Origin of the sequence: Methanorbis rubei (genome assembly GCF_032714495.1) — an archaeon.
Lineage (GTDB): Archaea > Halobacteriota > Methanomicrobia > Methanomicrobiales > Methanocorpusculaceae > Methanocorpusculum > Methanocorpusculum rubei.
In genome coordinates, this window is the sequence record NZ_JAWDKB010000004.1 from 112,283 (window position 1) to 136,029 (window position 23,747).

Consider the following 23,747-nt stretch of genomic DNA (forward strand, 5'->3'; position numbering starts at 1 on the left):
CATGAACCTCAACGAATCAGACACCGAAATCAACGAAGTTATCAAAGCTTATCCGCCGGAACGTCAGAACTCTCTTCCTATCATGCAGGATCTGCAGAAGAAATTCGGCTACATTCCACGCAATGCGTTCAAAAAAATCGGCCTCTACCTTTCCTGTTCCGAGGCCCACCTCTACTCGATGGCAACGTTTTACAAAGCGCTCTCGCTTGTTCCTCAAGGCAAACATGTCATCAGACTCTGCGACGGAACAACCTGCCACATCAAAGGATCCGTCCAGCTGCGGGACGAGATCACGAGACTTCTCGGAATCCGTGACGGCGAGACCACCAGCGACCGGCTGTTTTCTCTTCAGCTGGTCAACTGTATCGGAACCTGTGCGATAGCTCCGGCAATCCTGATCGACGAGACCTATTACGGAAAACTTACGCCTGCTGATCTTCCGGCTATTCTGAATAAATATCGGAAGATGGAGGAGGAGCGGGAGAAGGAGATAGAGAAGGAGAGCGGGATGGAGAACGGGGAGAAGAACGAGAAGGAGGAAGCATCATGACGCGGACAATTCTTGTCTGCTGCGGCACGGGTTGTCGGGCAAACGGCAGCATGGATGTATCACTCGCTCTTACTGCGGCAGTTGCCGCAGCTGCGGCTGACGCCAACGTCTGCTGCGTGACCGAGACTGGATGCAGCGGCCTCTGCGAACTTGGGCCCCTCGTTCGCATCATGCCTGATGATATCATGTACTACCGCGTCCGACCTTTCGACGCTCATGAGATCATTCAAAAAACCGTTCTTGCGGGTGAGCCGATCGAGCGTCTGCTGTTTAAAGACAGCTCCGGCAATCATGTTCTGCATCAGGCAGACAATCCGTTCTACGGCCATCAGAAAAAAATCGCTCTTCGCAATGTCGGCATCATTGACTCCCGCAGTATCGATGAGTACATCGCACACGGCGGCTACTCAGCGCTTGCCCGCGCTCTTGAGATGACGTCTGATGAAATCATCCGCGAAGTAGAAGAGTCAGGTATCCGCGGACGCGGAGGCGCAGGGTTTCCGACCGGCAGAAAATGGCGGAGTGCGGCAGTCCTTGAGTCGTCGCCGAAGTATGTGATCTGTAACGGCGATGAAGGCGATCCCGGCGCCTTCATGGACGGCTCGATCATGGACGGCGATCCGCACAGCGTTCTTGAAGGAATGATGATCGGCGCTCTTGCTATTGGTGCTGAAGAGGGATTCCTCTACATCCGCGACGAGTACATTCAGGCAGTGAAGAGCATGAAAAAAGCCATCCGTGCCGCAGAAAAACGCGGACTTCTTGGCGAGAGCATTCTTGGAACCAACAGAAAACTCTACTTCTCCGTCGTCCGGGGCGGAGGAGCATTTGTCTGCGGCGAGTCAACCGCTTTGATGTCATCTATTGAAGGAAACGTTGGTGAGCCGCGGGCAAAGTACATCCACAGTGTTGAGAAGGGTCTGTGGGGATGCCCGACCGTCATCAACAATGTGGAGACCTGGACCAACATTCCGTTCATCATTAATGCTGGCGGCAAAAAGTTTGCCGAGATCGGCACCGAGGGAAGTACCGGAACCAAAGTGTTCGCCCTCGTTGGCAAGGTGAAGTACACCGGTCTCGTGGAAGTTCCGATGGGAATCACGCTGCGGAAACTGATATTTGAGATCGGCGGAGGTATCCCCAACAACCGCAAGTTCAAGGCAGTGCAGACCGGCGGTCCTTCCGGAGGCTGCATTCCTGCAAGCCTGCTGGACATTCCGGTGGACTTTGACACCTTGAAAGAGTACGGGACTATGATGGGGTCCGGCGGCATGATTGTGATGGATGATCACAGCTGCATGGTTGAGTTCGCCCGCTATTATGTGAATTTCCTCTGCGGCGAAAGCTGCGGCAAGTGTACACCGTGCCGTGAGGGACTGCGGCATATGCAGAGCATCCTGACCAACATCTGTAGCGGCTACGGCCGTGAAGGGGACATCGAACTGCTGGAGATGATCGGCTCAACGATGATCGACTGTTCGCTTTGTGCTCTCGGCTCGTCCGCACCAAATCCTGTGCTGACCACGATCCGTTACTTCCGCGACGAGTATGAGGCGCACATTCGTGAGCACCGCTGTCCTGCCGGAGTCTGTAAGGCACTGACCGCATTTTCGGTGAACCATGCAACCTGCAAAGGATGCATGGCATGCAATGCGGTCTGTCCGACCCGGGCAATTGTTCGTCTGAATGGCGGGTTCCCGATAATTACGAAGTCCTGCGACGGCTGCGGGAGCTGTCGTGACGTTTGCAGATTCAATGCGATTGAGGCAGTGAAAGGAGGCAGAGTATGATTCAGATCACCATCGACGGAATTCCCTGTACCTGTAAGAAAGGCGAGAAGCTTCTTGCGGTTGCCAGACGCAACAATATTTTCATTCCAACGCTCTGTCATCATGACGGATTGCCCGGCATGGGCAGCTGCCGCTTGTGTGTGGTCGAGGTTACCGAGAGCGGTAGGACCAAAGTTGTAGTCTCCTGTCTCTATCCGGTCAGAGGAGAAATTGAAGTCGTCACAAACAGCGAACGCATTCTTGCCCACAGGAAAATGATCCTTGCTCTGCTTCGCAAACGTGCTCCAAAGAGCGATGTGATCGCCCATATGTGCGAGGCGTTTGGTGCTCCCGACCTTCCGGTCGCATCATTCGACGGCGGCAAATGCATTCTTTGCGGCTTGTGTGTTCGGGCCTGCGATCTTATCGGTGCGGGTTCGGTTGCCACCAGAACGCTTCTGAAGAAACTCGCCGGACAGGGATGTGCCTATCCGGTTGCGGGAGCCGGAGTCATCGCCATGGTAAACCGCGGAACAACCAAGTCGGTCTCAACGCCATATGATGAACCGTCAGAGATCTGCATCGGCTGCGGCGGCTGTGCAAATGTCTGCCCGACCGGGGAGATCACGGTTACCGAGACCGATGACGGCAGAACAATCTGGGGAAAAGAGTTCAAATTCGCGTTCTGCAAAGAGTGCGGAGAACTTCTTGGCACTGACAAGGAAGTGCGTTACGCGGCCCAGCGCGGGGGACGCGACCCGGACTTCTTGTGTCCTGCGTGCCGGCAGAAACGGAGTGCTGACGCGATGGCGGATGCATTCGGGCGTCGGTGAAATAGGTACCATTTTTTTGGCATATCATTCGCCTGTTGAGTCGCTCAGAATTAAAAACACAATATCGTGTCTCGTGACGCACTATTATAATAGAATAATAGAGGCGAAGAAAAAAGTGGGGGGTCAGGCGATTTCTGTGAGGACGCCGGATTTCAGGTCATAGTACAGACCGTGAACCGCGACGGTTCCTTTCCTCTCAGCTTCGGAAACCAGCGGATATGTTTTCAGATGCTCAATTTGCAGACGCACGTTCTCGATCTCGATCTCACGTTTGCGTGCTGCCATCTCTTCAGGTGTCGTCGGTTGTTCCGGAAGTCTGGCATCAACCCTTATTTGTGCCTCTTTCGCACTGTTAATCCACATCGGAATATAGGAATCATCCTTCATGTCAGCGTCGAGAGCCTTCAGCGCTCCGCAGTCGGAGTGACCGCAGATTACAATCTTCTTCACCTTCAGATGCTTCACCGCGTACTCAAGAACCGTTGCAAAGTTCCAGTCATGGGTTGGCACAATGTTTCCGATATTTCGGTGGGTGAACAGCTCGCCTGCACGGCTGTGCGTAATTCGTTCCGGATTCACGCGTGAATCAGAACAACCGATCCATAAAACAGTAGGATGCTGGGACTCGACCAGAGTCATGTAGCGATCTTTTTTGCGTTCAAAATCAGTTTCCAGAAAAATCTTGTTTCCTTCTATAAACTCTTTTGTCATGTAAAATCATCTCCATTAAAAAAATTTCAGGGGTGTGTTTATCCGAGAACACCCCTGTGAGGTTTACCCTAAAGGACTGGTTACTCTTTGAAAACGTTTTCAAAGATCATGTCCGAGCCGGTTGAGTGCAGACGCTCGCGTTCCTCCATCTCCTCCGCAAAGGAGAGGACCGGCATCGTCATATCGTAACCCGGCTTGTGGCCGAACATCTTTTCCAGCTCAACCTGCTGTGCATGCATGAAGAGCGAGTTTGGAATGTTCATCGGACAAAGTTCGCTGCACTGACCGCAGTTCACACAGGAATCTGCAATGTGGGCGAAACGGATCATCTGGAACATAAAGTCCGGAGGAATTACACCCGGGCGAACCAGATGCGGCTTCTTGGTTGAACACTCGACACAGTAACAGATCGGGCAGTTCTCGATACAGCCGTAGCATTTGATACAGCGGCTGGACTCTGCCATGATGTAGTTTAAGCGGGTAGAACCTTCACCAATGGCAGTAAACTGCTTCTCCTGGTTTTTCTTACCCATCTTCACCATGACATTCTCTATCTTTCCGCGAACCTCAAGGCCTTTTGCCTCGGGTGCAGACGTCTGAAGAACGCCGCTCTTCACTGCTGCGTCAAAGACTGCTGCACCTTTCTCGGAACAGATCTCAACAAAGGTAGTCTTACCGGCCTTCTCGCCGATGACTCCCCAGTTACCGCAGGCAATGTCTGCCTGACGCGGGATCTTTGTTTCGCAGCGCTGACAGTTTGCTCTTCTGCCAAGACCATGCTCTTCAAGCTCATCGATTGAGATGCCCTTGTGTTCGCCGTCCTTGGTAATTACGATGAACTGTCCCTTGTCGATCTCTTCCTTTACGATGTCGTTCGGGTTCAGACCGTACTTCTCAGCGATCATGTTCCGCGCCATCATTGGCGTGACGGATCCTCCGCAGTTCAGACCGATCATGAAGATGTTGTCCATGTTGATCTGCTGGCGTTTTGCCAGTTCGTACATTGCCTTTGCATCGCAGCCCTTGCAGGTCACAGCGATCTTCATGTCGCGTGCGCCGTCAAGGTACTTCTTGATGATTTTCGGCAGGAGGACTGTTCCGCAGTGGAGGGATCCGGCAGTCTTGGACAGCTCTTCAGAGCTGTGCACGAGAACCGGAACTGCCTCGTAGACATCGCGGCCTTTCTTCACGGTCAGGACTGCGTCAACAACTTTGTTGTCCAGCATATACTTCAGAATTGCAGTAACAGCACCGCCGCACTCACCCTTAATCGGGCATGCGCTCTGGTCTGCCCATGCATAGTACATATCGCCTTTTGCTGACATCGCTTAAGCCTCCTTGGAAATCTTTTCAACTTTCATTGCACATGCCTTGAACTCCGGAATCTTACAGACCGGGTCTAAGGCGTTGTGGGTCAGCAGGTTTGCCGGACACTCGATGAAGTGGAACGGCATGAAGGTGGTTCCTTTCTTGATGGTCGAGGTAACCCGTGCGGTGACGGTAAGTGAGTCACGGCGGGTGATTGCACGAACCATTTCTCCGTCACGGATACCGATCTCTTTTGCATCTTCTGCATTGATCTCGATCCAGCCGGTCGGAACTTCACTGTCAAGCGTTGCACTTCTGCGGGTCATGGTACCGGTATGCCAGTGGAACAGACAGCGTCCGGTCGTGAACTGGAGCGGGTACTCTGCGTCTGGTACTTCTGCTGGCGGCTGCCAGTCTGCCGGAAGGAACACGCCCAGTCCGTCAGGGGTAAGGAACTTTTCTTTGTGGAGAATCGGGGTTCCTGGGTCCTCAGGGGTCTTGCATGGCCAGTGGAGGGCGTCTGCGTGGGAAAGCCGTTCATAGCTCATACCATGGTACTGCGGCGTAAGTTCAGCAACTTCGTCGAAGATTTCGGAGATATCATTCCATGCGAACTGGTCTGCGTAGCCCATCTTGGCTGCAACCATGGAGATGATCTTCCAGTCTTCCATCGTCTCTCCGGGTCCGTCAGCTGCCTTATGCCAGCGCTGGACACGGCGTTCGGTGTTGGTCTGGGTTCCGTCACGCTCTGCGAAACAGACTGCCGGTAAGATAACGTCAGCATACTCGCAGGTCTCGGTGTAGAAGATGTCCTGCACAACAACGAACTCAAGGTTCTCGAATGCTTCTTTGACGTGGTTGATGTCCGGGTCAGAGAGAAGCGGGTTCTCGCCCATGATGTACATTGCCTTCAGTTCTCCGGGATTGTCGGTTAAGACGTTCATCATGATGGTGACTTCGTAACCGTTTTCTGCCGGGGCAATTCCGTCCGGGAACTTCCATGCATCTTCGAACTTTTTGTGGCTTGCCGGGTCGGTGACTTTCTGGTATCCGGTGAAGCTCACCGGCAGTGCACCCATATCGCAGGCTCCCTGAACATTGTTCTGGCCACGAAGCGGGTTGACACCTGCTCCGCGTTTGCCGAGGTTGCCGGTAAGCAGCTGGATGTTTGCACAGGCATGAACGTTGTCAACACCAACCGTGTGCTGAGTGATACCCATCGAGTAGATGAGTGCGGTTGCACCGGAGTTTGCGATCCAGTCAGCTGCGGTCTCAATGTCTTTGGGGTCAAGACCGGTGACTTTGGCGACGTTCTCGACAGAGTACTCGTCCTTCATGACGATGTTCTTGAGGTCTTCGTAGCCTTTGGTACGCTTTTCGATGAACTCTTTGTCTTCCCATCCGTTCTTGATGATGATCTGCATCATTCCGTTCAGGAGAGATACGTCGGTTCCGGAGTGGAACTGTAAGAAAAGATCTGCTGGTCCGCAGGTATGGGTGCGGCGCGGGTCAGCGTAGATGTATTTTGCGCCGTTCTGTTTTGCCATGACTTCGCGACGTCCGATCAGCGGGTGCTGTTCAAACGTGTTGGAGCCAATAATGAAGATACATTTTGATTCTGAAATGTCAGTAATGCTGTTGGTCATTGCACCGGAACCAAAGGATCCTGCAAGTCCTGCGACCGTTGAAGAGTGGCAGAGACGTGCACAGTGGTCAAGGTGATTTGTTTTCAGAACACCTCTGGCAAACTTCATCATCACATAGTTTTCTTCATTGGAAACACGTGCCGAAGACAGAGCACACCGCTCTGACGGCTTGTATTTCTTCAAGTTTTCAGCAATGTACGTGGTTGCTTCATCCCAGGAGACCGGGACAAGTTCACCGTTCTTGCGGATCATCGGCTGAGTAAGCCGGTCCGGCGAGTTGATGAACTCGAAGGAGTACATGCCTTTCGGACAGAGTTTGCCTTCGTTGACAGGAGAACGCTGAGCCGGGGCGGTGCCCACGACTTTTCCGTCTTTGACAACGAGGTTGAAGGAACAGCCTGTACCACAGTAGGGACAGGTAGTTGGAACAAATTTCAGGTCCGTCATGTTTTTCATAACCTCATCTACATATAGGTTTCAAACTTGGCATATTAAGGTTGGTGAGTGTAAATCTTTTTCGTTGATTGTTTAATTGGTTTATTTTACTAAAATGTTTTTATCGGCAATGGTTTAGTGTTTTAAGATGACGAAATCCTTTTGTATATATTTTTTGTATTTCTTTGGGTCTGAATTATTTCTCTTGAGGATCATGACACGCGCAAAAAAACATGTATTTTTGTATGTTATCGGTGGGTTGTATGTCTGCATGCGGCAGAGAGAGTTTTGTGAATGCGCATTTCAGCCAAAGTGAAATGCAGGAAAAAAAGAAAATATTTGGAAGAATTATTTCTTCAGGTACAGCTTTGCGTAGATCGTTTCGCCCTTGCGTGTTGGATGACGGTCAGCGATGTCGCCGTTATAGACTGCAAAGAGTGCCTTCTTGCCGCAGACTTCGACCTCTTCGTCGCGTGCGTAGACATAGCCCGGCAGCATTACATCAACTGTACCGAAGACATACATCTCGCCGCGGGATGCCTGGCCGCCGAGACGGCTCTTTGCGTTGCCAAAGACAACCACTTTGCCGCCGTCAGCATGCGTCATGACATGTACATCGATGTTTCCGCCAACGCAGATCTCGCCGCCGAGCATGAAGGTTCCGCAGTCAGAACCAACATTGCCGGAAACAACGATCTTTCCATCGCTCATACCTCTCCAGTCACCGCGGTAGGATGCTCCGAGATAGTTGCCGGCATTGCCGTTCACCACAATCTCGCCGCCTGCCATTGAGGTTGCCGCGAAGTGGCCGATGTTACCGTTGGCAGTAATTTTTCCGCCGGTCATCCAGGCTCCGACATACATGTCGGTGTCGCCATTGATGACAACCTCGCCTGCGGTCATCTTGGATCCGATGTACTTCACGCGGGTGAGATCTCCAGCGACCACGAGTTTTGTCTCTGCTGCGGTTGCGCCCGCAGAGCCTGAGACCTCAAAGTAGTCGCCGACCTTCTCGGTTGTTCTGCCGATATAGACCGGCAGTTCTGCGATCTTCTCGGCATTCTTACCTGCCAGAGCATCCGGCGTAAAGCACTCGGCCTCGATGAACAGGTTAGGCTGTTTTTTGATGGTAATTGTTACAGTATTCATACTCTGCCTCACTGGGTTGCGTCAATCGAGATGACATTCGGGTTTTTCATGAACGCGTGCTCTTCGACCTCATAGTTCCGCTCCGTAACCGTGTAGTACTTCAGGAACATCTCTCTGAGGTCATGCTCAACCTGTTTGCTCGGGTTGGTCTTGACGTCCACCCAGTAGGTCTGCTTGTTGCCGTTGCTGACAATCTCGGAGTCGTTGATGATGATCTCACCGGACTTGATCAGATACTTTGCATTCGAGAATGCGTACTCGATCTGTTCTGGGTCGGATGCTGTCTCAGGGTTGTACGGATACACAGCAATGTCTGCCTGCATGCCGGGCACAAGGCCTCCGAGTTTTTTGCCCATACCAAGAGCCTTTGCGGTTCCCGCACGGGTCATCATTGCAATCTCGTAGAGAGTCAGTTCGCGGTCGATGGACCCAAGCGTGGATCTGTCGCGGACCTTGTCCTCTGCTTTCATGGATGCGAAAACTTCGTCGCGAGCCTTCTCGCTCATCAGCCATTTCATCACACGCGGATAGCGGGTGAATGGTCCTGCATTCGGATGATCGGTGGTGAGGTAGCAGCGCATATGATCTTTTGCAAGAAGCGCCATCTCAAGACCGATCGACCACTGAACACCACAGACATAGATGTCTTTACTGTAGATGTAGGGAACAATTCCCGCGCCGCACTCAATCTCCACATCTGTGTTTGCCCACTTGAGGTGGTTGAGCGCTGAGAGATGGTACTCGAACGGTCCGTCACCGGTCATGGTGGTGGTCTCATCAAGTGTAATAAATCCGACATCACAGGTGATGTTCGGATTTTTGTTGATGTAGTCCATGACCTCAGCACCTTTGGACTCGAAGTCGCCCCAGCTGGTTCCGCCATAGGAGTGGAACTGAATGTGGGTGTGGTGCATGACCTGGTCGCGACCGAAGTTGTTGTTTGCCTTGAAACCTTCTGCGATCTTCAGCGAGTCAAGCGTGGTCTGGTAGTTGCCTGGGTTGCCGAGATTGTTGGAGTGCAGGTGCAGAGAGTGCGGCAGGTGCAGCGACTCGTTGACGGTCATGAGGCCTGCGATGATCTCTTTTGGCGTGATCTCGAAGTACGGAACCTGATCGTTGACGGTCATACAGTTCAGACCCCATGCCCATGCTTCGGTTCCTCCCGGGTTCACGCACTTGATACCATAGCCTTTGGTACTGCGGAGCAGCCAGGCGATGTAGGCGGATGCGTTGTCGATCTCGCCATTCTTGAGGTACTCAAGGATGAACCAGTTGTTGCCGAACAGTGGCAGTGCTGCCTGATCAATGATTGGTGTGTCACGCATCTCTTCGTGAGTGTGGCGTGCATAGAGAGGCGGCATTGCCGCTTCAATGACGGTGGTGTATCCCATGTCCGCATACTTGTATGCAGTCTTGAAGACGGTTGGGACAGAGTTTCCTCCTGCCATGTGGCGGACACCGCGGGCAGGTTCGTAGACTGCCTGGAGTTTGTCTTCCGGACGGAAGTTTCTGCCGACATTGACCTTTGCTCCGGCAACGTGGGAGTGAATGTCCACACCGCCTGCCATAACGGTCATGCCGGATGCGTCGATTACTTTTGCAGAGCCAGATACCGACTCAACAATCACACCGTCTTTTACAGCGATGTCTTTCTTGTCGCCTTTGATGCCCGATACCGGGTCGAAGACGAATCCGTTTTTGATCAGAATTTCGGTCATGCTGCAACTCCTTTGATGCGCTGTACTTCAGTGAGAACGAGTTCGAGGAACTCACCGTCAGTGAGCATTCCTGCCGGCGGGTCAACGACTTTTCTGGACTCGATTGGCACGTTGTCCATACGGTAGCAGGAGCCACCTACTTCAATGCCGACAAGTGCGACCGGTACGTGGCATTTGGACACGGCAACGGTTGGCGTCATGTGCGGGTCGATACATACCGACGGAAGTTCGTTGATGACTTTGACGGATTTGAACGGGAAGTGGGATCCCGGGTCGCTGCCGATCACAAAGTTTGCGTCGACTTCTCCACGCATGAGAAGATCATTTGCACTGCTTTCCCCGGGGTTGTAGCGGGCAAAGCCGCGGGAGAGATCCACACAGAACGGGAATCCAAACTGCCAGCCAAGCACCTGTCCGGAACCGGTAACATTGTAGTGGCCCCTCATCGGAATGATGGCAGCTTTGGTGTACTTGTTCAGGTCTGAAGTGAGGGCGATTGCGATGTCGATGTTGTGATTCTTTCCAAGCGAGTGGGTGACACCCATTCCAAAGAAGATGGTGACAAACCTACCGCTCTTCAGAAGGCGTGCAATATCGTAGATCTTTTCTTTCGGAACTCCCGCAACCGTTTCCGGCAGTGGTCCTTCCTGCAGTGCGACACGGAGTGCATCGATCAGTTCATAGTCGCGTCCCTGCTGAATCTGGATGTGATAGTCAGCAACCGATGCGGTATCGGTCGGACGTGGGTCAACGACGATGATCTTTCTGCTCTTGGATCCTTTGGTGGTGAAGTAACCGCGGGAGAAGATGGAGTACCGGGACATATGACGCGGGTGGGCGTGTGCCGGGTTGCATCCCCAGAAGATCACACGGTCTGCACGGTTCTTGACTTCTCCAAGAGTACAGGACGGAATACCGACATCGTGAACTGCAATAAGGGATGGTCCATGGCAGACAGTAGCAGTGTTGTCCACAACGCCGCCGACAAGTTCAGCGATCATGTGGCCGGTTGCCTGTGCTTCACAGGAAGTCGAAGACCAGCCGTACATCAGCGGTTTCTTTGCGTCGCACAGAATCTTTGCCGTGTACTTTGCTGCTTCGTCGTAGGTTACCTCTTTCCAGCTGCCGTCCTCCTGCTTCATGCGGGGGCGGACAATTCTGTCGGGAGACTGTGCGTGAAGGAATTTTTCTGCTCCGATCGCACATGCGTTTGTGACTTTGATGATCTTTTTTCCGTCATCGCTGACTTCGACTTCAATGTCGTCGCATAATGTTCCGCAGAACGGGCAGATTATGTCTGTTACCAGTTGTGTCATGAATCATTTACTCCTTACATGCGTTGAGAACCAGGTCGATGGAACTGAGGACAATCTCTTTTTCTGCCGGCTCAACGGTGACTGGTGTGCCTTTGAAGGTTGGCATACCGGTTGAGTAGGTGTTGGTGTCAATCACCATGTTGGCCCATGGTCCCATGGGGATCCAGGCAAGGCCCGGGTGTGGTCCCTGGGTGGCTTCAATTGCCTTGACCACAACACTACCAAAGTCACTGGTGACTCGGACATTGCTGTTCTTCCAGATTCCAAGTTTGGCAATATCGACTGCGTCCAGTTCGATGATACCGCAGGATTTCATGTAATCCTCTTTTTCTTTTCCTGCTTCCATGGAGACACCCTGCTGGATTGTCCGCCCGGTAATCAGGTTTACGGTTATTTTTGTCAAGTTAACTCATCCTCTCCGGAGATCTTGTATGAGAGATATGTTCAAAATGTGATCAAGTGATACGAAAAACTGCAAAAGATAGGGTTCCTGACATCAGGCGGCGGCACGTAATCGTTGTCTTTTGAGTATCGGGAAGCGGCAAACGAACCACCAGGTAAATGGTACCAACTGCAGCGGTATCAACGTGACATTCTGACAGGAGCGAGATTTTTTTCCGGCTGAAGGCCGGAACCAATCTCTGCTGTCGGGCTTGATGTTGTGTCGATATATTTTTCAACGATTAGAAACAGATTACTCACTTCCCGTTCGAGGCTTCTGCATAACTGCTGACCATTCCGACGATTACCATCGACCCGCATATCAACATGTCCAAGAAACTTCTGACTCCATTCGGGTTACCAAATGGACAACGTACCAAGTTGAGATGTTTCTGGATTGTGCTGATGCTGCTCCAACTCCTTTACGGAGACATAACTAACGCGGTTGTGCGTATAGTCATATTCAAGGTTGCGCCAGTCTACGTAAATAGCTTCGGGCGGGGTTTTGTTCATATTTTTCTTTTGATGAATTTGAAAATTAATTACTAATGGTGTACCATTTCTCCTCCGAAGTTGTGCGTAAACTAATCTCTATTTACTTGTCAACCGTATGCGAAACCGGCGCATATTTAATAATATTTTATGGGCACGCGCAAAAATCTGCGAGATAAAAAAAGAGATGATGACTATTCGGTTTTGGGAATCAGGTGGGCTGCTGCCGTCAACCAGGAGAGACACACCGGAGTGCCGGGCACAAACAGCTCGGCGAACCGGTGACGTGCCGGAACAACAACGGTGATCGGAATGTTGCAGTCAACGACAAGCTCCATTACCGGCCCGATCTTCTGTGATGAAAGAATGGCGCCGCAGACACGGTTCTCTGCATTTTTTTCGCGGGGTGTGTCGGCGTTGTGCACGAGAATTTCCTCACCGCGAAGGGCAAGTGTTCCTGCGTCGCCGACGTGGACGTCATCAGCCTGAACAAGGAACACTCCTGCAGCAGTTGTCATCTCTGCAACTCCGTTCTGAATTTTTGTCACGGTTCCTGAGATCAGATTCTGGAACCCGACAAACGCGGCAACCTCCTCTGCTGCCGGATGATAGAACACCTCATCAGGCGTCCCCATCTGCATTATTTTTCCATCCATCAACACAATGATCCGGTTCGCCAGTCTCATGCCCTGATTCTGATCATGCGTGTTGAGAATGATGGTCGTGTTGTGTTCCGCATTCTCGGTTCGGATCATCTCCTCGATCATTCTGGTTGCCAGAGGATCAAGGTTTGCCGTCGGTTCATCCAGAAGAAGAAGTTCCGGGCCTGTTAACAGCACGCGGGCAAACGCAATTCTCTGTCCTTCGCCGCCGGACAGCGTACGTGCATTGCGGTCCGCATAGGTTTCCATCCCCAGTTTTTTGAGACACTCAGTTGTCAGCCGTTGAATCTCCTCGCGTTTGTATCCGCGATACTGCAGGCCGAGCGCCACATTATCAGAAACACTGCGGTCGAACAGTACGGTCTTCTGAAACAAAATTCCCACACGCTCACGAAGAGATTTTTTGGTTTTCTTTTCAACTGAGATCTGAAAGAGCGTAAGATCTCCGCTGCTTGGCTCTTCAAGCATATCGCAGATACGCATCAGCGTACTTTTGCCGGCACCTGACGGCCCGATTACTGCGACAATCTCTCCTTTCTGCACCGAAAAACTCACATCATTCAGCGCATATTTTTCTCCGTAGATGCGGCTGATGTTTGTTAGTTCCACGGCAGGTTTTGCCTCAGACATCCTTCTTTCCTCCCGAATGCCAGTTCTGAATTATGTTCATCGCAAAATTGACGATCAAGGCGATCGACAAAAGAATAATTCCAAGGGCAATCGATGTGGAAAACTCTCCCATCGAGGTGTTCAGTGAGATCGCTGTCGTTAACGTTCTGGTAAAGTGGCGGATGTTTCCACCAACCATCATCACGGCACCAACTTCTGCAATCGCCCTGCCGAACGCAAGCATGACACCTGAAAGAATCGCAAACTTTGCCTCGCGGCAGAGTGTGATGATCGCCTGAAATGTGTTTGCGTTCAGCGACTGAATGGTGTACTTCATCTCTTTGTCAAGACTGGAAAGTCCGGCAATGCTGAGACCGGCAATAATTGGAATGACCAGAAGCACTTGTGCAAAAACCATGGCGTTCGTTGTGTATAGAAACCTGAGTCCGCCTAACGGTCCCGAGTTTGAAACCAGCAGATACACGAGAAGTCCCACAAGAACGGTCGGCAGTGCATACAGCGTCTGAATTGTTCCAATAACGGCACGTTTTCCCCGGAAGGTAAAGTAGTAGATCGCAGCACCGAGAGGAATTGCAATCAATGCAGCAATAAGCGTGGCTTGTGATGACACCGTCAGGCTTCGCTGTGCTATCTCCATGACTTCTGGGTCCATGGTGACAATCAGATGAATTGCTTGCGTGACACCATCGATGATATCGTCCATTGCTGCTCCGAAAAATTCGGGAAAAAAATAAATTTGATTTTGGTTTTATGCGGTTGCAACAGTCGGGACAGTTACCGGCGTGGTGCTGTCGATGTTGAACGGCGGAAGGGTGCTGTCAGCGAGTGTTACCATCGGGCTGAACAGGGATTTGCCGTAGACCTCTTTACCGTAGTCGCCGATAAACTTCTGACCATCTGCAGAGATGAGCCAGTTGGTGAAGTTGGTTGCAGCGTCAACGTTGGTGTCTGGGAACTTCTCCGGGCTGATGGTGATCACGGTGTAGCGGTTCAGAAGTGTCTCGCCTTCATCGATGATCGGAACAAGCGGGAGGTTGTTGTTCTTCTTGTAGGTCAGGAATGTTGCTTCGTCAGTCAGAGTGTATGCCTGTTTCTGGCCTGCAACGGTCAGGGTGTCACCCATTCCAGAGCCGGTCTCAACGTACCAGTTGCCTGGGTTGCCGCTGATGTCTGCGGTGTAGTTGAATCCTGCTGCTGCCCAGATGGCCTTCTCAGCGGAGTGGGTTCCGGAGTTGTCGCCGCGGGAGACAAAGATGATGGACTCGTTGCCAGCCTCGCCAAGGTTCTTGAGGGTGGTAAGACCTTCTTCAGGAGTCATGTTTTTGATTCCTGCAGGATCAGACTCAGGGCCGACAATTACGAAGTAGTTGTAGGCAACACCGCGGTGGTTGACACCGAAGCCTGAGTCCATGAACTCTGCTTCCTGCGCCGGAGCGTGGACTAAGAGTACATCAACATCGCCGTTCTTTGCGGACTGGATTGCTTTACCAGTGCCCTGGGATGTGATCAGAAGATCAACATTGTAGGTCGTGAGGTAATAATCCTGAACAGAGTCAAGAAGTCCGGTGTCGTACAGGGACGTGGTCGTTGCGATCTTCAGCTGGTCCGGCGTTGCGGTCGGAACAGATGTAGTAGGGGTTGCGGTCTGGTTGCCGCTTTCGTCGCCGGTGCCCACACACCCGGCAGCGAAAATTACTGCGACAAGCAGAAGAACCATACCAAACACAGGTAATAATTTCTTCATCGAACTAAGTCGTTTGTTGCTCCTTGGATAAAATAGGTATAGTTGATTAAATGAACTGTATGAACACGAGACAATCATGTTTGATTTCATTTTCCTCTTTGTTCATATAATTTTATTTTCAGTATGAAATTACGCCGGATATCTTCGCGGCGCGAAAACTGCGAATAATTATACCGGAAAACCTCTAACGATATGTGTATGTCGAACAGTTCTGATGAAAGTATCCGCGCGGCTCTTGCAGCTGAGGGGATTGAAAATGAGATCACCTGCGCGAAGGCCCAAGGAATCTGTAAAAAATATGATATTGATCCTTCATCGCTTGGTGTATACTGCAGCAGTATGCACATCAAAATCCGCCGCTGTATGTTTGGCTGCTTCAAATAATTTTTTCAATTTTTGCCGATCTTCCGCCGCACCCAGTCCCAGGCATCGTATTTTGCACGAGCTCTTTTGTGGTGAACTCAACGTAGTGCGAGGGCATGAACAAGGTTCCGGGCAGAATTTCCTCGGTGATGCGGGCGGTTGCTGAAATTTCTGCATCTCGTGTGATGAGGCGGACCGCGTCCCCTGTGACTATCTCCAACCTTTTCGCGTCAGCTGCGTTTATCTCAAGCCAGTTTCCGGTATTCGCACTGCTCTTTCGTGTCATCGAGCCGGTATCCCAGTGGAAGATGCATCTGCCGGTAGTGAACAGGAACGGGTACTCTTGATCGGTTTTTTCGTTTTCGGTCTGTCGCTCTGCCGGCAGAAATACTGCAAGCCCATCGTCTGTTGCGAAATTTTCGGTGTAGAGGGTTGGTGTTCCGGGATGATTCATGGATGGGCAGGGCCACTGGACACCGTCGGGTGAGGCAAGGCGGTCGTAGCTGATTCCTGCATACGACGGCGTGAGGCTCGCAATCTCATCAAATATTTCTGCATAGGATTTCCAGGCAAACTGATTCTGATATCCGATTGCTGATGCGATGGATGCAATGATCTCCCAGTCTGCTTTTGCCTCCCCCGGAGGTTCGCAGGCTTTATGCCAGCGCTGAACTCGTCGTTCGGTGTTGGTCTGGGTTCCGTCACGCTCGGCAAAGCAGACCGCAGGCAACACAACATCGGCAAAACCCGCGGTCTCGTTCAGAAAAATATCCTGCACTACCAGAAACTCCAGTTGTTCCAAGGCGGCCTTCGCATGATTGATGTCAAGATCAGAGAGAACCGGATTTTCCCCCATGATGTACATTGCCTTCAGCTCGCCTTCTCCCGAGATCAACGACTCCATCATCTCGGTGATTTCGTAACCGATCTTTGCCGGTGCAATGCCGTCGGAAAAGTTCCAGGCGGTTTCAAATTTTTTGTGGACCGCAGCGTCGTCAACACGTTGATAGCCGGTGAAGTAAAATGGCTGCGCTCCCATATCGCAGGCTCCCTGAATATTATTCTGGCCGCGAAGAGGATGCACTCCGGTGCCGGGCCTGCCGATGTTTCCGGTCAGAAGCTGCAGGTTTGCAAGACTGTGAATATTTTCCGCACTGCTTCCCTGCTTGGTGATGCCGGACGAGTAGATGATCGAACATCCGGGCGCTGCCATCAGTTCTGCTGCGGTTCTGATATCTTCTGCTGAAACTCCGGTAGCTTCTGCAACTGTATTCGCGGAATACTCAGGTTGCAAAATTTTTTCTCTGAACTCGTCAAAGCCTTTTGTTCGTGCGGCAATGAACTCGGTGTTCTCGCGTTTTTGGATCAGAATTTCATGCATGATGCCGTTCAGAAGCATGATGTCGGTTCCTGCATGGAACTGGAGATGCAGGTCTGCCTGCGAACCAGTGAATGTTTTTCTCGGGTCCGCACAGATGTAGGTCGCGCCCGATCTTTGTGCCTCAATAATTTTCCGACCGACCAGTGGATGCTGGGCAAATGCATTCGACCCGATAACAAAGATGCACTTTGCTTTCGCAAGATCCGGGATGCTGCCGGTCATTGCCGGATAACCGAACGAGTCAGCGAGCGGATCAACGATCGATGCATGACACAATCTCTCGCAGTGATCGATGTGATTTGTTTTCAACACACCTCTCGCGAACTTCATCATCACATAGTTGTCCTCGTTGGACGTCCTTGGCGATGAGAGAACACAGCACTCTGACGGCTGGTACTGTCTGAACTTTTCTGCAATCAGCGTGATTGCTTCACTCCATGTTGCGGGAACAAGTTCACCGTTTTTTCGGATGAGCGGTTGCGTCAGCCGCTCAGGACTTGCCACAAACTCCCATGCAGCCATTCCCCTTGGACAGAGTTTTCCCTCGTTGACCGGCGAGCGGGTCTTTGGCGCGACCCCGACGATCCGATCATCTCGCACAACCAGAAAGAAACTGCATCCTGTCCCGCAGTATGGGCAGGTGGTGGGAACGTACTTCAGGTTCATTGCTGCTATCCTATGTAGAGTATACCGGTGTCGTTGAGGTAGATGTGAATGTCAGTCCTTACCTCGTTCTCCCGCAGTTTTTCAGGAACTGCCGTTCTGATATGAGTAACCAGAGCACCGATATCATATTGTATTTTGATGCCGAGAGGCTGGACCGCCTCGTAGAGAATTTGCGGCGCACGGTTGATATTCGTTCCCCGTGCCAGCACACAGATGTGTGCAGCGTCCATAGAGTAGACAAACTCCAGAACATCCTTTGCCATGCGGACATTTTTCAGCGCAGATTTTTCGATGAGACTAATATTGGATTTGTTTGTGTTGAGCATATCTGCTATCTGCTGTTGGGTCATGCCCATTTTCCTGCACTGCAGAACAGTCTTCTGCCGTTCAGTGAGAATTGCCTCTTTCACTGTGAGATACTCTACGTTTTTTACCCTATAAAATCTGTTGTTGCCGGAGGTATTCGTGAATATTTTTCTCTTCATACCCCAACACTCATTTTTTCTTGATAACTGTCCCCTCATTCTGCATTTCGTGATTCAACGAACTACGCGCAGTATGTAAAAGCCAAAGCAAATTCGTTTTTACATTAATTTTTCGATTATGTTAAATATATTAACTCTACTCGTGTTCAAATCTCCCCAATAAAGACTTCGAACCTGACAAATCAATAGACAGATTATAAATATGCCCTCTGACAATTTTCAAATAACACAACTCTGTACGCTTGTCTGGCGGAAGAGGTGTGAGGTGTGTATTTATGGTAACATTCAGCCCGGCGCAGGTTTGCGTCAAAATTGGTACAGCAGGAAAGTCCAAGTGCTGTCTTCCTGCAGGCAACATGTTTGTCCGTGCCTTCCTTGCGGGTGTTTACATCGCAATGGGTGCGGCTCTCGCAACAGTTGGTTCAACCGGCGTTGCAGATTTCCTTGGTCCAGGATTCGGCCAGCTCATTACGGGTGCTCTCTTCCCGGTGGGTTTAGTCCTCGTCGTTCTTACTGGTGCAGAACTTTTCACCGGTGACGCAATGTTTGCCCCGATGGCAATTCTTCAGGGTCAGAGCACACTGAAACATCTGGTTTATCTCTGGGTTGTTGTCTACATCGGTAACCTGATTGGTTCTCTCTTCATGGCAGTTCTCGTCAGCTATGGTCCCTACACCGTCTGGGATGCAGCAGGTGTTGCAACCATTACTGCGTTTGGAACAAGGGCAATAGCAATTGCAACAGCAAAAGTATCTTACTTCGGCCCGATGGGTATCTTGTCAGTCTTCTTCAAAGGTATCCTTTGTAACTGGCTCGTCTGTCTCGCAATCTTCCTTGCACTCGCAGCCGATGAAGTAATCAGCAAGATCGTTGCAATCTGGTTCCCGATCATGGCCTTCGTTGCCAGCGGATACGAACACTGTGTCGCAAACATGTACTTCATTCCGGCAGGTATCATCACCAATGCAATTGGTAACGGTTCTGCAAACACAGAAATCCTGAATTGGGGTACAATGTGGACAAGTAACATCATCTGGTCCACCATTGGAAACATTGTTGGTGCAGTCATCTTCATGGCAGTTATCTACTATTACTGCTACAAGACTGAGATCTGCGCACTCTGTGAAGCCAAATAATCACATACGATGAGATTGGAAACCGACAGACTCGTCGGTTTTTCAATCCACCTCTTTTTGATTTTCTCAAACTTACAGACTATACATATATTTATGGGATCGGAATATATCTAGAGTAAGAATTCCGGTATCCCGGGGCTTTGTGTGAATTATTATGAAAATTCGTGGTATAACAATCGGCATCTCCCCGCTGCATATCGCTGTGGTGATATTTTTCCTGGCACTCTTCATTGTGTCCTACTTTGTGACAACTGATCCTGCCTATCTGTACTGGGGTATTCCTCTGTCCCTCGCACTGTTTATCATCCCGATTTACAACAGCTACAGTGTCGGCACCCAGTATGTGCGTCTTCTTCCGCAGTATGAAGAAGAGTCCAAATTCGTCAGGATCAAAAACATCAATCTCCGGACTCTTGGAAAACCGGTACGTGTTGAAGGAGTTGTTCAGGCAAAGAAAGGCGAGTGGCTCTGCCGCCCTGCGGTCACGATCTTTGACGGCTCAGCTGCTATCACCGCAAAAAAATCCGTGCCTCTTGAGATCGAGATCGCGGTTGGTGACAATGTCGAGGTTGTCGGCATGGTTGTTCGCAGGTTTACGATCTTCGGCGATGTGATGATTCATGCGATCGGAATCAAAAAGGTGGAGAACCTTACTCCTTTCGAGGATGAAACCGAAACTGAACCAACAGAACCGGTTCGCATAAAAAAATACTAACTCTTTTTATTCCTCTATCATAGGGTATTAATGGTATTCGCGAGAAATCATTCCTCATGACTCATGAGATAACTGTGTACTCGCTTGAGGGCTGTCCCCACTGCCGCAACCTCAAGGCGTTTCTCGCAAAACAGAATGTTTCCTATACGAACTTTGATGTCGGCAAAGATGAGGCCGCGGCAAACAGAATGATCGAACTTACCGGTCAGCGTGGTGTTCCGGTTACCATCATCGATGGTCAGATTGTGATTGGTGATGATCTGATGAAGGTCGCCGTACTTCTTGACGCGCCATCCCCAGCTGCTGAAACAAAAGAGATTCCAAAAGATCATGAACTGATCATTATCGGTTCAGGCGCCGCCGGCCTTTCGGCTGCGATGTATGCAGGCCGTAAAGGCCTTGAGACACTCGTGATTGGCGGAGCTGTCGGCGGCATGGCAACAAAAAGCAGCTCGGTTGAAAATTATCCGGGATTTCCTGACATCCCGGGTGATGATCTGATGCAGAAGTTTGCCGAGCATGCCCGCGCCTCAGGCGTGACCCTTGCCGAGGATGTCGGACTTTTCATCAGATTTGAAAACAGCAGGTTCATTATCGGAACACTTTCAGAAAAAGAGTACACCGCAAAGTCCGTCATCGCCGCTACCGGTAGATCTCCGCGTCTCAGCGGGGCTGACGGCGAGGCTGAGTATCTTGGCAGAGGTATTGCCGTCTGCACGACCTGTGATGGTCCCTTGTACCGGGGAAAAACCGTTGCGATTCTTGGCGGCGGCAACACGGCAATGGACATGGCAATTGAGATGGCAGGCATTGCGTCTCAGGTCCATGTCATCTCCGCAACTCCGCTGGATGCCGATGCGATTCTTATCGGTCGGCTGACTGAGATGAAGAACGTCACCTTCCACACAGGATTCACCATCACCGAGTTCGGCGGCGGAAAACTTCTTGAGTATGTGAAAATGGTGCCAATCAATGCCGGGCCAGAGCAGAAGAAAGGATTCCTCGCAAACATTATTCCTTCATCTCCTGAAAAGAAACTCAAAGTTGACGGTGCATTCCTCGGCGTCGGTCTTGATCCCAACACCGCAATGTTCGAAGGATTTGTTTCCATGAATACGGAGAAAGAGATCCTCGTTGACATCAACTGCAAGACAAATGTCAAAGGATTTTTTGCGGCAGGCGACTCGACTTCAATCTCGGCAAAACAGATCGCATCATCTGTCGGCGAAGGCGTGAAGGCACTGTTGTCAGCGTACGATTATCTGAGAAAAATCTGAGAAAATAATTTTTCAAAATTTTTTTTTAAATTTTTTTCATGGGAGTTACACGATGTGATTTTTCGACATGTGATTTTGTTTAGAATAATCACAGTGAGGTCAGGGACAAAAAATCTCAAACGATGAAATTCATCATCGCGTAACTCCTATTCAAAAAAAACTTTTCAAAAAAAATTGATCGGAAAAATATTTCCGGGAACTTTACTCGTAGAGCTGGGTCTCGTCGATCTTTACGTATGCGACGAGCTCAGTTGCGGTAAAGTGAATGCCAATCTCGCGGGCTGCGCTCTCGGGAGCATCGGATGCGTGAATCACATTCTTGCCAATCGAGAGGGCAAAGTCACCGCGGACAGTGCCGGGTGCGGCCTCTGTCGGATTGGTTGCGCCGTTCATCTTGCGGACAGTTGCAATAACATTGTCGCCCTCAAGCACGAATCTGAACACTGGGCCTGAAGTAATGTATGCCTTCATCCCTGGGTAGAACGGCTTTGCGAGGTGCTCCTCGTAATGCTTGTCCACAATTGCTTCCGGCAGAACACCGAACTTTGCGGCAACGATCTTGAACCCCTTCTTCTCGAAGCGGGAAAGAATCTCACCGACCAGACCACGCTGGACGCCGTCCGGCTTAATCATGACAAAGGTGCGTTCCATGGTTTACTCCTTACCGCGTGCCTTGCGTCCTGCTGCAGTCCATGCAACACGGCGCGGAATACGGCCAAGTTTGTAGTTGCTCTGACATTTGGAGGAACAGAAGTAGAAGACTGCGCCATCCTTTCTGACGAACAGTTTACCGGTTCCCGGTTCAAGCTGTTTGCCGCAGTAACTGCAGGTGTACGTATCAACCATTTCTCTTCACCGTCTTGAGAGCTTCTTTGCTTCACGTTCTGTCTCAAGGAGCATCAGGATATCACCCTCGCGGATCGGACCGAAGGTGTTGCGGGTGATAATCCGCCCCTTGTTCGGGCCATCAAGTACGCGGCACTTAATCTGGGATGCCTCTCCGTGCATACCCGTAAGGCCGATAACCTCGATGACTTCTGCTGGCGTTGCATCATCAGGCATGGTATTTATCCTCTGAGTGCCTTAATCTGGTTTGCAAGGTCCTCGACGATTTCCTTGCCTTTGCCGACCTTTACAATTGCAACTGCAGTGCAGCCGACATCCAGACCGCATGCAGCACCAATGTCTGCCTGCTTGTTGATAAAAACGAACGGGATCTCTTTCTCGTCTGCAATTCCGGGGATGTGCATAACGATCTCTTCTGGTGCGACATCTGCACCAATAAGGACGAGTGCTGCGGTTCCGCGCTCGACGGCCTTGGTTGCCTCGTTTGCGCCTTTCTTGATCTTTCCGGTATCGCGTGCAAGCTCGAGAGCCTCGAGAGCTTTGTTCTGAAGTTCTTCTGGGACTTCAAACATCTGGTAAATCTTTGCCATAATACTCACTTCACTCGGGACGGTTCTAAGACCATCCGTCATCGCTCATCAGCGGGCTTTACTGGTTATGTAACAGACCGTTGCTGGCGTAACTCTATATATGGGCAAGAGTTCGGCATAAAGGTTTGGACGAACATGCCTCTCGCACTCAGATATTTTTTGGATAATCTCTGGCGATGCGGATACGCCAGGCAAGGCGCACCACCGACCATCCCATGGAAAATATATCTCCGGTCCGCACATTGGTCTTATCACCCTGTTTCCAGACGATAGGGATCTCTTCTACGGTGTAGCCGCAGGCCTGCGCGAGCGCGAGGACCTCGGTGTCCCAGGTCCATCCACGCGAGCGGACGTACGGCATCAGCTGCATCAATCGGTCGCGGCGGAATGCTTTGAACCCGCACTGATGATCGCGGATGCTGCTTGCAAGCAGCACCCGTACCATCCGATTGAAGCCGACACTTGTTGCCTCACGCTCGCCTGTTCTGGTGACTGCACTTTCGTCGAGAAACCGCGACCCTACCACAATGTCAGTTCCCTCCTGAACTTTTTGAATCAGTGTTCCAAGAGCCGCGAGATCAGTTGAGAGGTCGACGTCGTAAAAACAAAAAATATCGCCGCGCGATATTACCAGTGCCTCAGATAGCGCTCCGCCCTTTCCTCGTCTCACATCGCTGTGATTGACAATGATTCGTTTGTCTGCTGCTGCGAATGCATTCGCCGCCTCAAGACTTCCGTCAGAACTCGCATCCTCACAGAGGATCAGTTCAAATTGCAGGCCCAGACCTTCCAGTACTTCTATTGACGCGGGAACCGCAAGGTTGAGCGAAGCTGCATCATTGTAGACCGGGATGACGACACTCAGTACTGGACTCTCCATTCTG

General features: G+C 51.0%; 25 protein-coding genes. 7 read left to right on the forward strand and 18 right to left on the reverse strand.

Annotated elements, in window-relative coordinates; all coding sequences use genetic code 11:
* The first annotated feature begins 1 nt into the window (after position 1).
* From nuoE to McpCs1_RS05510, 3 genes are read left to right on the forward strand one after another with little or no spacing between them, the layout of a single operon-like run.
* Complete coding sequence (nuoE, locus tag McpCs1_RS05500) at positions 2 to 550, forward strand: NADH-quinone oxidoreductase subunit NuoE (protein ID WP_338096258.1); 549 nt, start codon at positions 2 to 4, stop codon at positions 548 to 550.
* A complete protein-coding gene (locus McpCs1_RS05505; protein WP_338096259.1) occupies positions 547 to 2,340 on the forward strand; it encodes an NADH-ubiquinone oxidoreductase-F iron-sulfur binding region domain-containing protein in 1,794 nt (597 codons plus the stop codon). Before nuoE ends, McpCs1_RS05505 begins: the two co-directional genes overlap by 4 nt.
* Positions 2,337 to 3,152 carry a 2Fe-2S iron-sulfur cluster-binding protein gene (locus McpCs1_RS05510; RefSeq protein ID WP_338096260.1) on the forward strand — a complete coding sequence of 272 codons (816 nt, stop codon included), beginning with the start codon at positions 2,337 to 2,339 and terminating at the stop codon, positions 3,150 to 3,152. Before McpCs1_RS05505 ends, McpCs1_RS05510 begins: the two co-directional genes overlap by 4 nt.
* Before the next feature lie 123 nt (positions 3,153 to 3,275).
* Here McpCs1_RS05510 and McpCs1_RS05515 read toward each other — a convergent pair whose 3' ends face one another.
* From McpCs1_RS05515 to McpCs1_RS05565, 11 genes are all read right to left on the reverse strand, one after another.
* The gene (locus McpCs1_RS05515; RefSeq protein ID WP_338096261.1) at positions 3,276 to 3,863 is read right to left on the reverse strand and encodes a carbonic anhydrase; all 588 of its coding nucleotides are present in this window, start codon (positions 3,861 to 3,863) and stop codon (positions 3,276 to 3,278) included.
* A gap of 80 nt (positions 3,864 to 3,943) precedes the next feature.
* Entirely contained in the window at positions 3,944 to 5,188 is a 1,245-nt protein-coding gene (locus McpCs1_RS05520; protein WP_338096262.1) for a Coenzyme F420 hydrogenase/dehydrogenase, beta subunit C-terminal domain, read from the reverse strand.
* 3 nt (positions 5,189 to 5,191) lie between these two features.
* On the reverse strand, positions 5,192 to 7,264 hold the full coding sequence (fdhF, locus tag McpCs1_RS05525; RefSeq protein WP_338096263.1) for a formate dehydrogenase subunit alpha: 2,073 nt from the start codon (positions 7,262 to 7,264) through the stop codon (positions 5,192 to 5,194).
* Between the two features lie 336 nt (positions 7,265 to 7,600).
* Positions 7,601 to 8,401 (reverse strand): formylmethanofuran dehydrogenase subunit C, encoded by an 801-nt coding sequence (locus McpCs1_RS05530; RefSeq protein ID WP_338096264.1) that lies wholly within the window; start codon positions 8,399 to 8,401, stop codon positions 7,601 to 7,603.
* An 8-nt stretch (positions 8,402 to 8,409) separates the two neighbouring features.
* Positions 8,410 to 10,119 carry a formylmethanofuran dehydrogenase subunit A gene (locus tag McpCs1_RS05535; protein WP_338096265.1) on the reverse strand — a complete coding sequence of 570 codons (1,710 nt, stop codon included), beginning with the start codon at positions 10,117 to 10,119 and terminating at the stop codon, positions 8,410 to 8,412.
* A complete protein-coding gene (locus McpCs1_RS05540) occupies positions 10,116 to 11,435 on the reverse strand; it encodes a formylmethanofuran dehydrogenase subunit B (RefSeq protein ID WP_338096266.1) in 1,320 nt (439 codons plus the stop codon). The genes McpCs1_RS05535 and McpCs1_RS05540 overlap by 4 nt, the downstream gene beginning before the upstream one ends.
* Before the next feature lie 7 nt (positions 11,436 to 11,442).
* Entirely contained in the window at positions 11,443 to 11,838 is a 396-nt protein-coding gene (locus McpCs1_RS05545) for a molybdopterin dinucleotide binding domain-containing protein (RefSeq protein WP_338096267.1), read from the reverse strand.
* Positions 11,839 to 12,017: 179 nt separating this feature from the next.
* Positions 12,018 to 12,197: a hypothetical protein gene (locus McpCs1_RS05550; RefSeq protein WP_338096268.1), complete on the reverse strand. Its 180-nt coding sequence runs from the start codon at positions 12,195 to 12,197 to the stop codon at positions 12,018 to 12,020.
* Between the two features lie 365 nt (positions 12,198 to 12,562).
* Positions 12,563 to 13,660, reverse strand: coding sequence for an ABC transporter ATP-binding protein (locus McpCs1_RS05555; RefSeq protein WP_338096269.1), 1,098 nt, complete (start codon positions 13,658 to 13,660; stop codon positions 12,563 to 12,565).
* Positions 13,653 to 14,363 (reverse strand): ABC transporter permease, encoded by a 711-nt coding sequence (locus McpCs1_RS05560; protein ID WP_338096270.1) that lies wholly within the window; start codon positions 14,361 to 14,363, stop codon positions 13,653 to 13,655. The genes McpCs1_RS05555 and McpCs1_RS05560 overlap by 8 nt, the downstream gene beginning before the upstream one ends.
* 45 nt (positions 14,364 to 14,408) lie before the next feature.
* Positions 14,409 to 15,404 carry an ABC transporter substrate-binding protein gene (locus McpCs1_RS05565; protein WP_338096271.1) on the reverse strand — a complete coding sequence of 332 codons (996 nt, stop codon included), beginning with the start codon at positions 15,402 to 15,404 and terminating at the stop codon, positions 14,409 to 14,411.
* A gap of 198 nt (positions 15,405 to 15,602) precedes the next feature.
* Between McpCs1_RS05565 and McpCs1_RS05570 the strand changes: the two genes are divergently transcribed.
* Complete coding sequence (locus McpCs1_RS05570; protein ID WP_338096272.1) at positions 15,603 to 15,788, forward strand: hypothetical protein; 186 nt, start codon at positions 15,603 to 15,605, stop codon at positions 15,786 to 15,788.
* On the opposite strand, the gene fdhF (McpCs1_RS05575) is transcribed toward McpCs1_RS05570, so the two are convergent.
* Positions 15,781 to 17,814 carry a formate dehydrogenase subunit alpha gene (gene fdhF / locus McpCs1_RS05575; RefSeq protein WP_338096273.1) on the reverse strand — a complete coding sequence of 678 codons (2,034 nt, stop codon included), beginning with the start codon at positions 17,812 to 17,814 and terminating at the stop codon, positions 15,781 to 15,783. The two genes, McpCs1_RS05570 and fdhF (McpCs1_RS05575), sit on opposite strands and share 8 nt — an antisense overlap.
* Before the next feature lie 5 nt (positions 17,815 to 17,819).
* Entirely contained in the window at positions 17,820 to 18,224 is a 405-nt protein-coding gene (locus McpCs1_RS05580; protein ID WP_338096274.1) for a Tfx family DNA-binding protein, read from the reverse strand.
* Between the two features lie 350 nt (positions 18,225 to 18,574).
* Between McpCs1_RS05580 and McpCs1_RS05585 the strand changes: the two genes are divergently transcribed.
* The 3 genes from McpCs1_RS05585 to McpCs1_RS05595 all read left to right on the forward strand — a co-directional run bounded on the left by McpCs1_RS05585 (position 18,575) and on the right by McpCs1_RS05595 (position 21,427).
* A complete protein-coding gene (locus tag McpCs1_RS05585; protein WP_338096275.1) occupies positions 18,575 to 19,435 on the forward strand; it encodes a formate/nitrite transporter family protein in 861 nt (286 codons plus the stop codon).
* Between the two features lie 154 nt (positions 19,436 to 19,589).
* Positions 19,590 to 20,150 (forward strand): nucleotide-binding protein, encoded by a 561-nt coding sequence (locus McpCs1_RS05590; RefSeq protein WP_338096276.1) that lies wholly within the window; start codon positions 19,590 to 19,592, stop codon positions 20,148 to 20,150.
* Between the two features lie 56 nt (positions 20,151 to 20,206).
* Positions 20,207 to 21,427: an FAD-dependent oxidoreductase gene (locus McpCs1_RS05595; protein ID WP_338096277.1), complete on the forward strand. Its 1,221-nt coding sequence runs from the start codon at positions 20,207 to 20,209 to the stop codon at positions 21,425 to 21,427.
* 201 nt (positions 21,428 to 21,628) lie between these two features.
* Here the strand turns inward: McpCs1_RS05595 and ndk are convergent, their stop codons facing one another.
* From ndk to McpCs1_RS05620, 5 genes are all read right to left on the reverse strand, one after another.
* Positions 21,629 to 22,078 (reverse strand): nucleoside-diphosphate kinase, encoded by a 450-nt coding sequence (gene ndk / locus McpCs1_RS05600; RefSeq protein ID WP_338096278.1) that lies wholly within the window; start codon positions 22,076 to 22,078, stop codon positions 21,629 to 21,631.
* Positions 22,079 to 22,081: 3 nt separating this feature from the next.
* A complete protein-coding gene (locus tag McpCs1_RS05605) occupies positions 22,082 to 22,273 on the reverse strand; it encodes a 50S ribosomal protein L24e (RefSeq protein WP_042698067.1) in 192 nt (63 codons plus the stop codon).
* 6 nt (positions 22,274 to 22,279) lie between these two features.
* Complete coding sequence (locus McpCs1_RS05610) at positions 22,280 to 22,489, reverse strand: 30S ribosomal protein S28e (RefSeq protein ID WP_268922260.1); 210 nt, start codon at positions 22,487 to 22,489, stop codon at positions 22,280 to 22,282.
* A 5-nt stretch (positions 22,490 to 22,494) separates the two neighbouring features.
* Positions 22,495 to 22,863: a 50S ribosomal protein L7Ae gene (gene rpl7ae / locus McpCs1_RS05615; RefSeq protein WP_338096400.1), complete on the reverse strand. Its 369-nt coding sequence runs from the start codon at positions 22,861 to 22,863 to the stop codon at positions 22,495 to 22,497.
* Positions 22,864 to 23,011: 148 nt separating this feature from the next.
* Positions 23,012 to 23,743 carry a glycosyltransferase gene (locus tag McpCs1_RS05620; protein ID WP_338096279.1) on the reverse strand — a complete coding sequence of 244 codons (732 nt, stop codon included), beginning with the start codon at positions 23,741 to 23,743 and terminating at the stop codon, positions 23,012 to 23,014.
* Positions 23,744 to 23,747 lie beyond the last annotated feature (4 nt).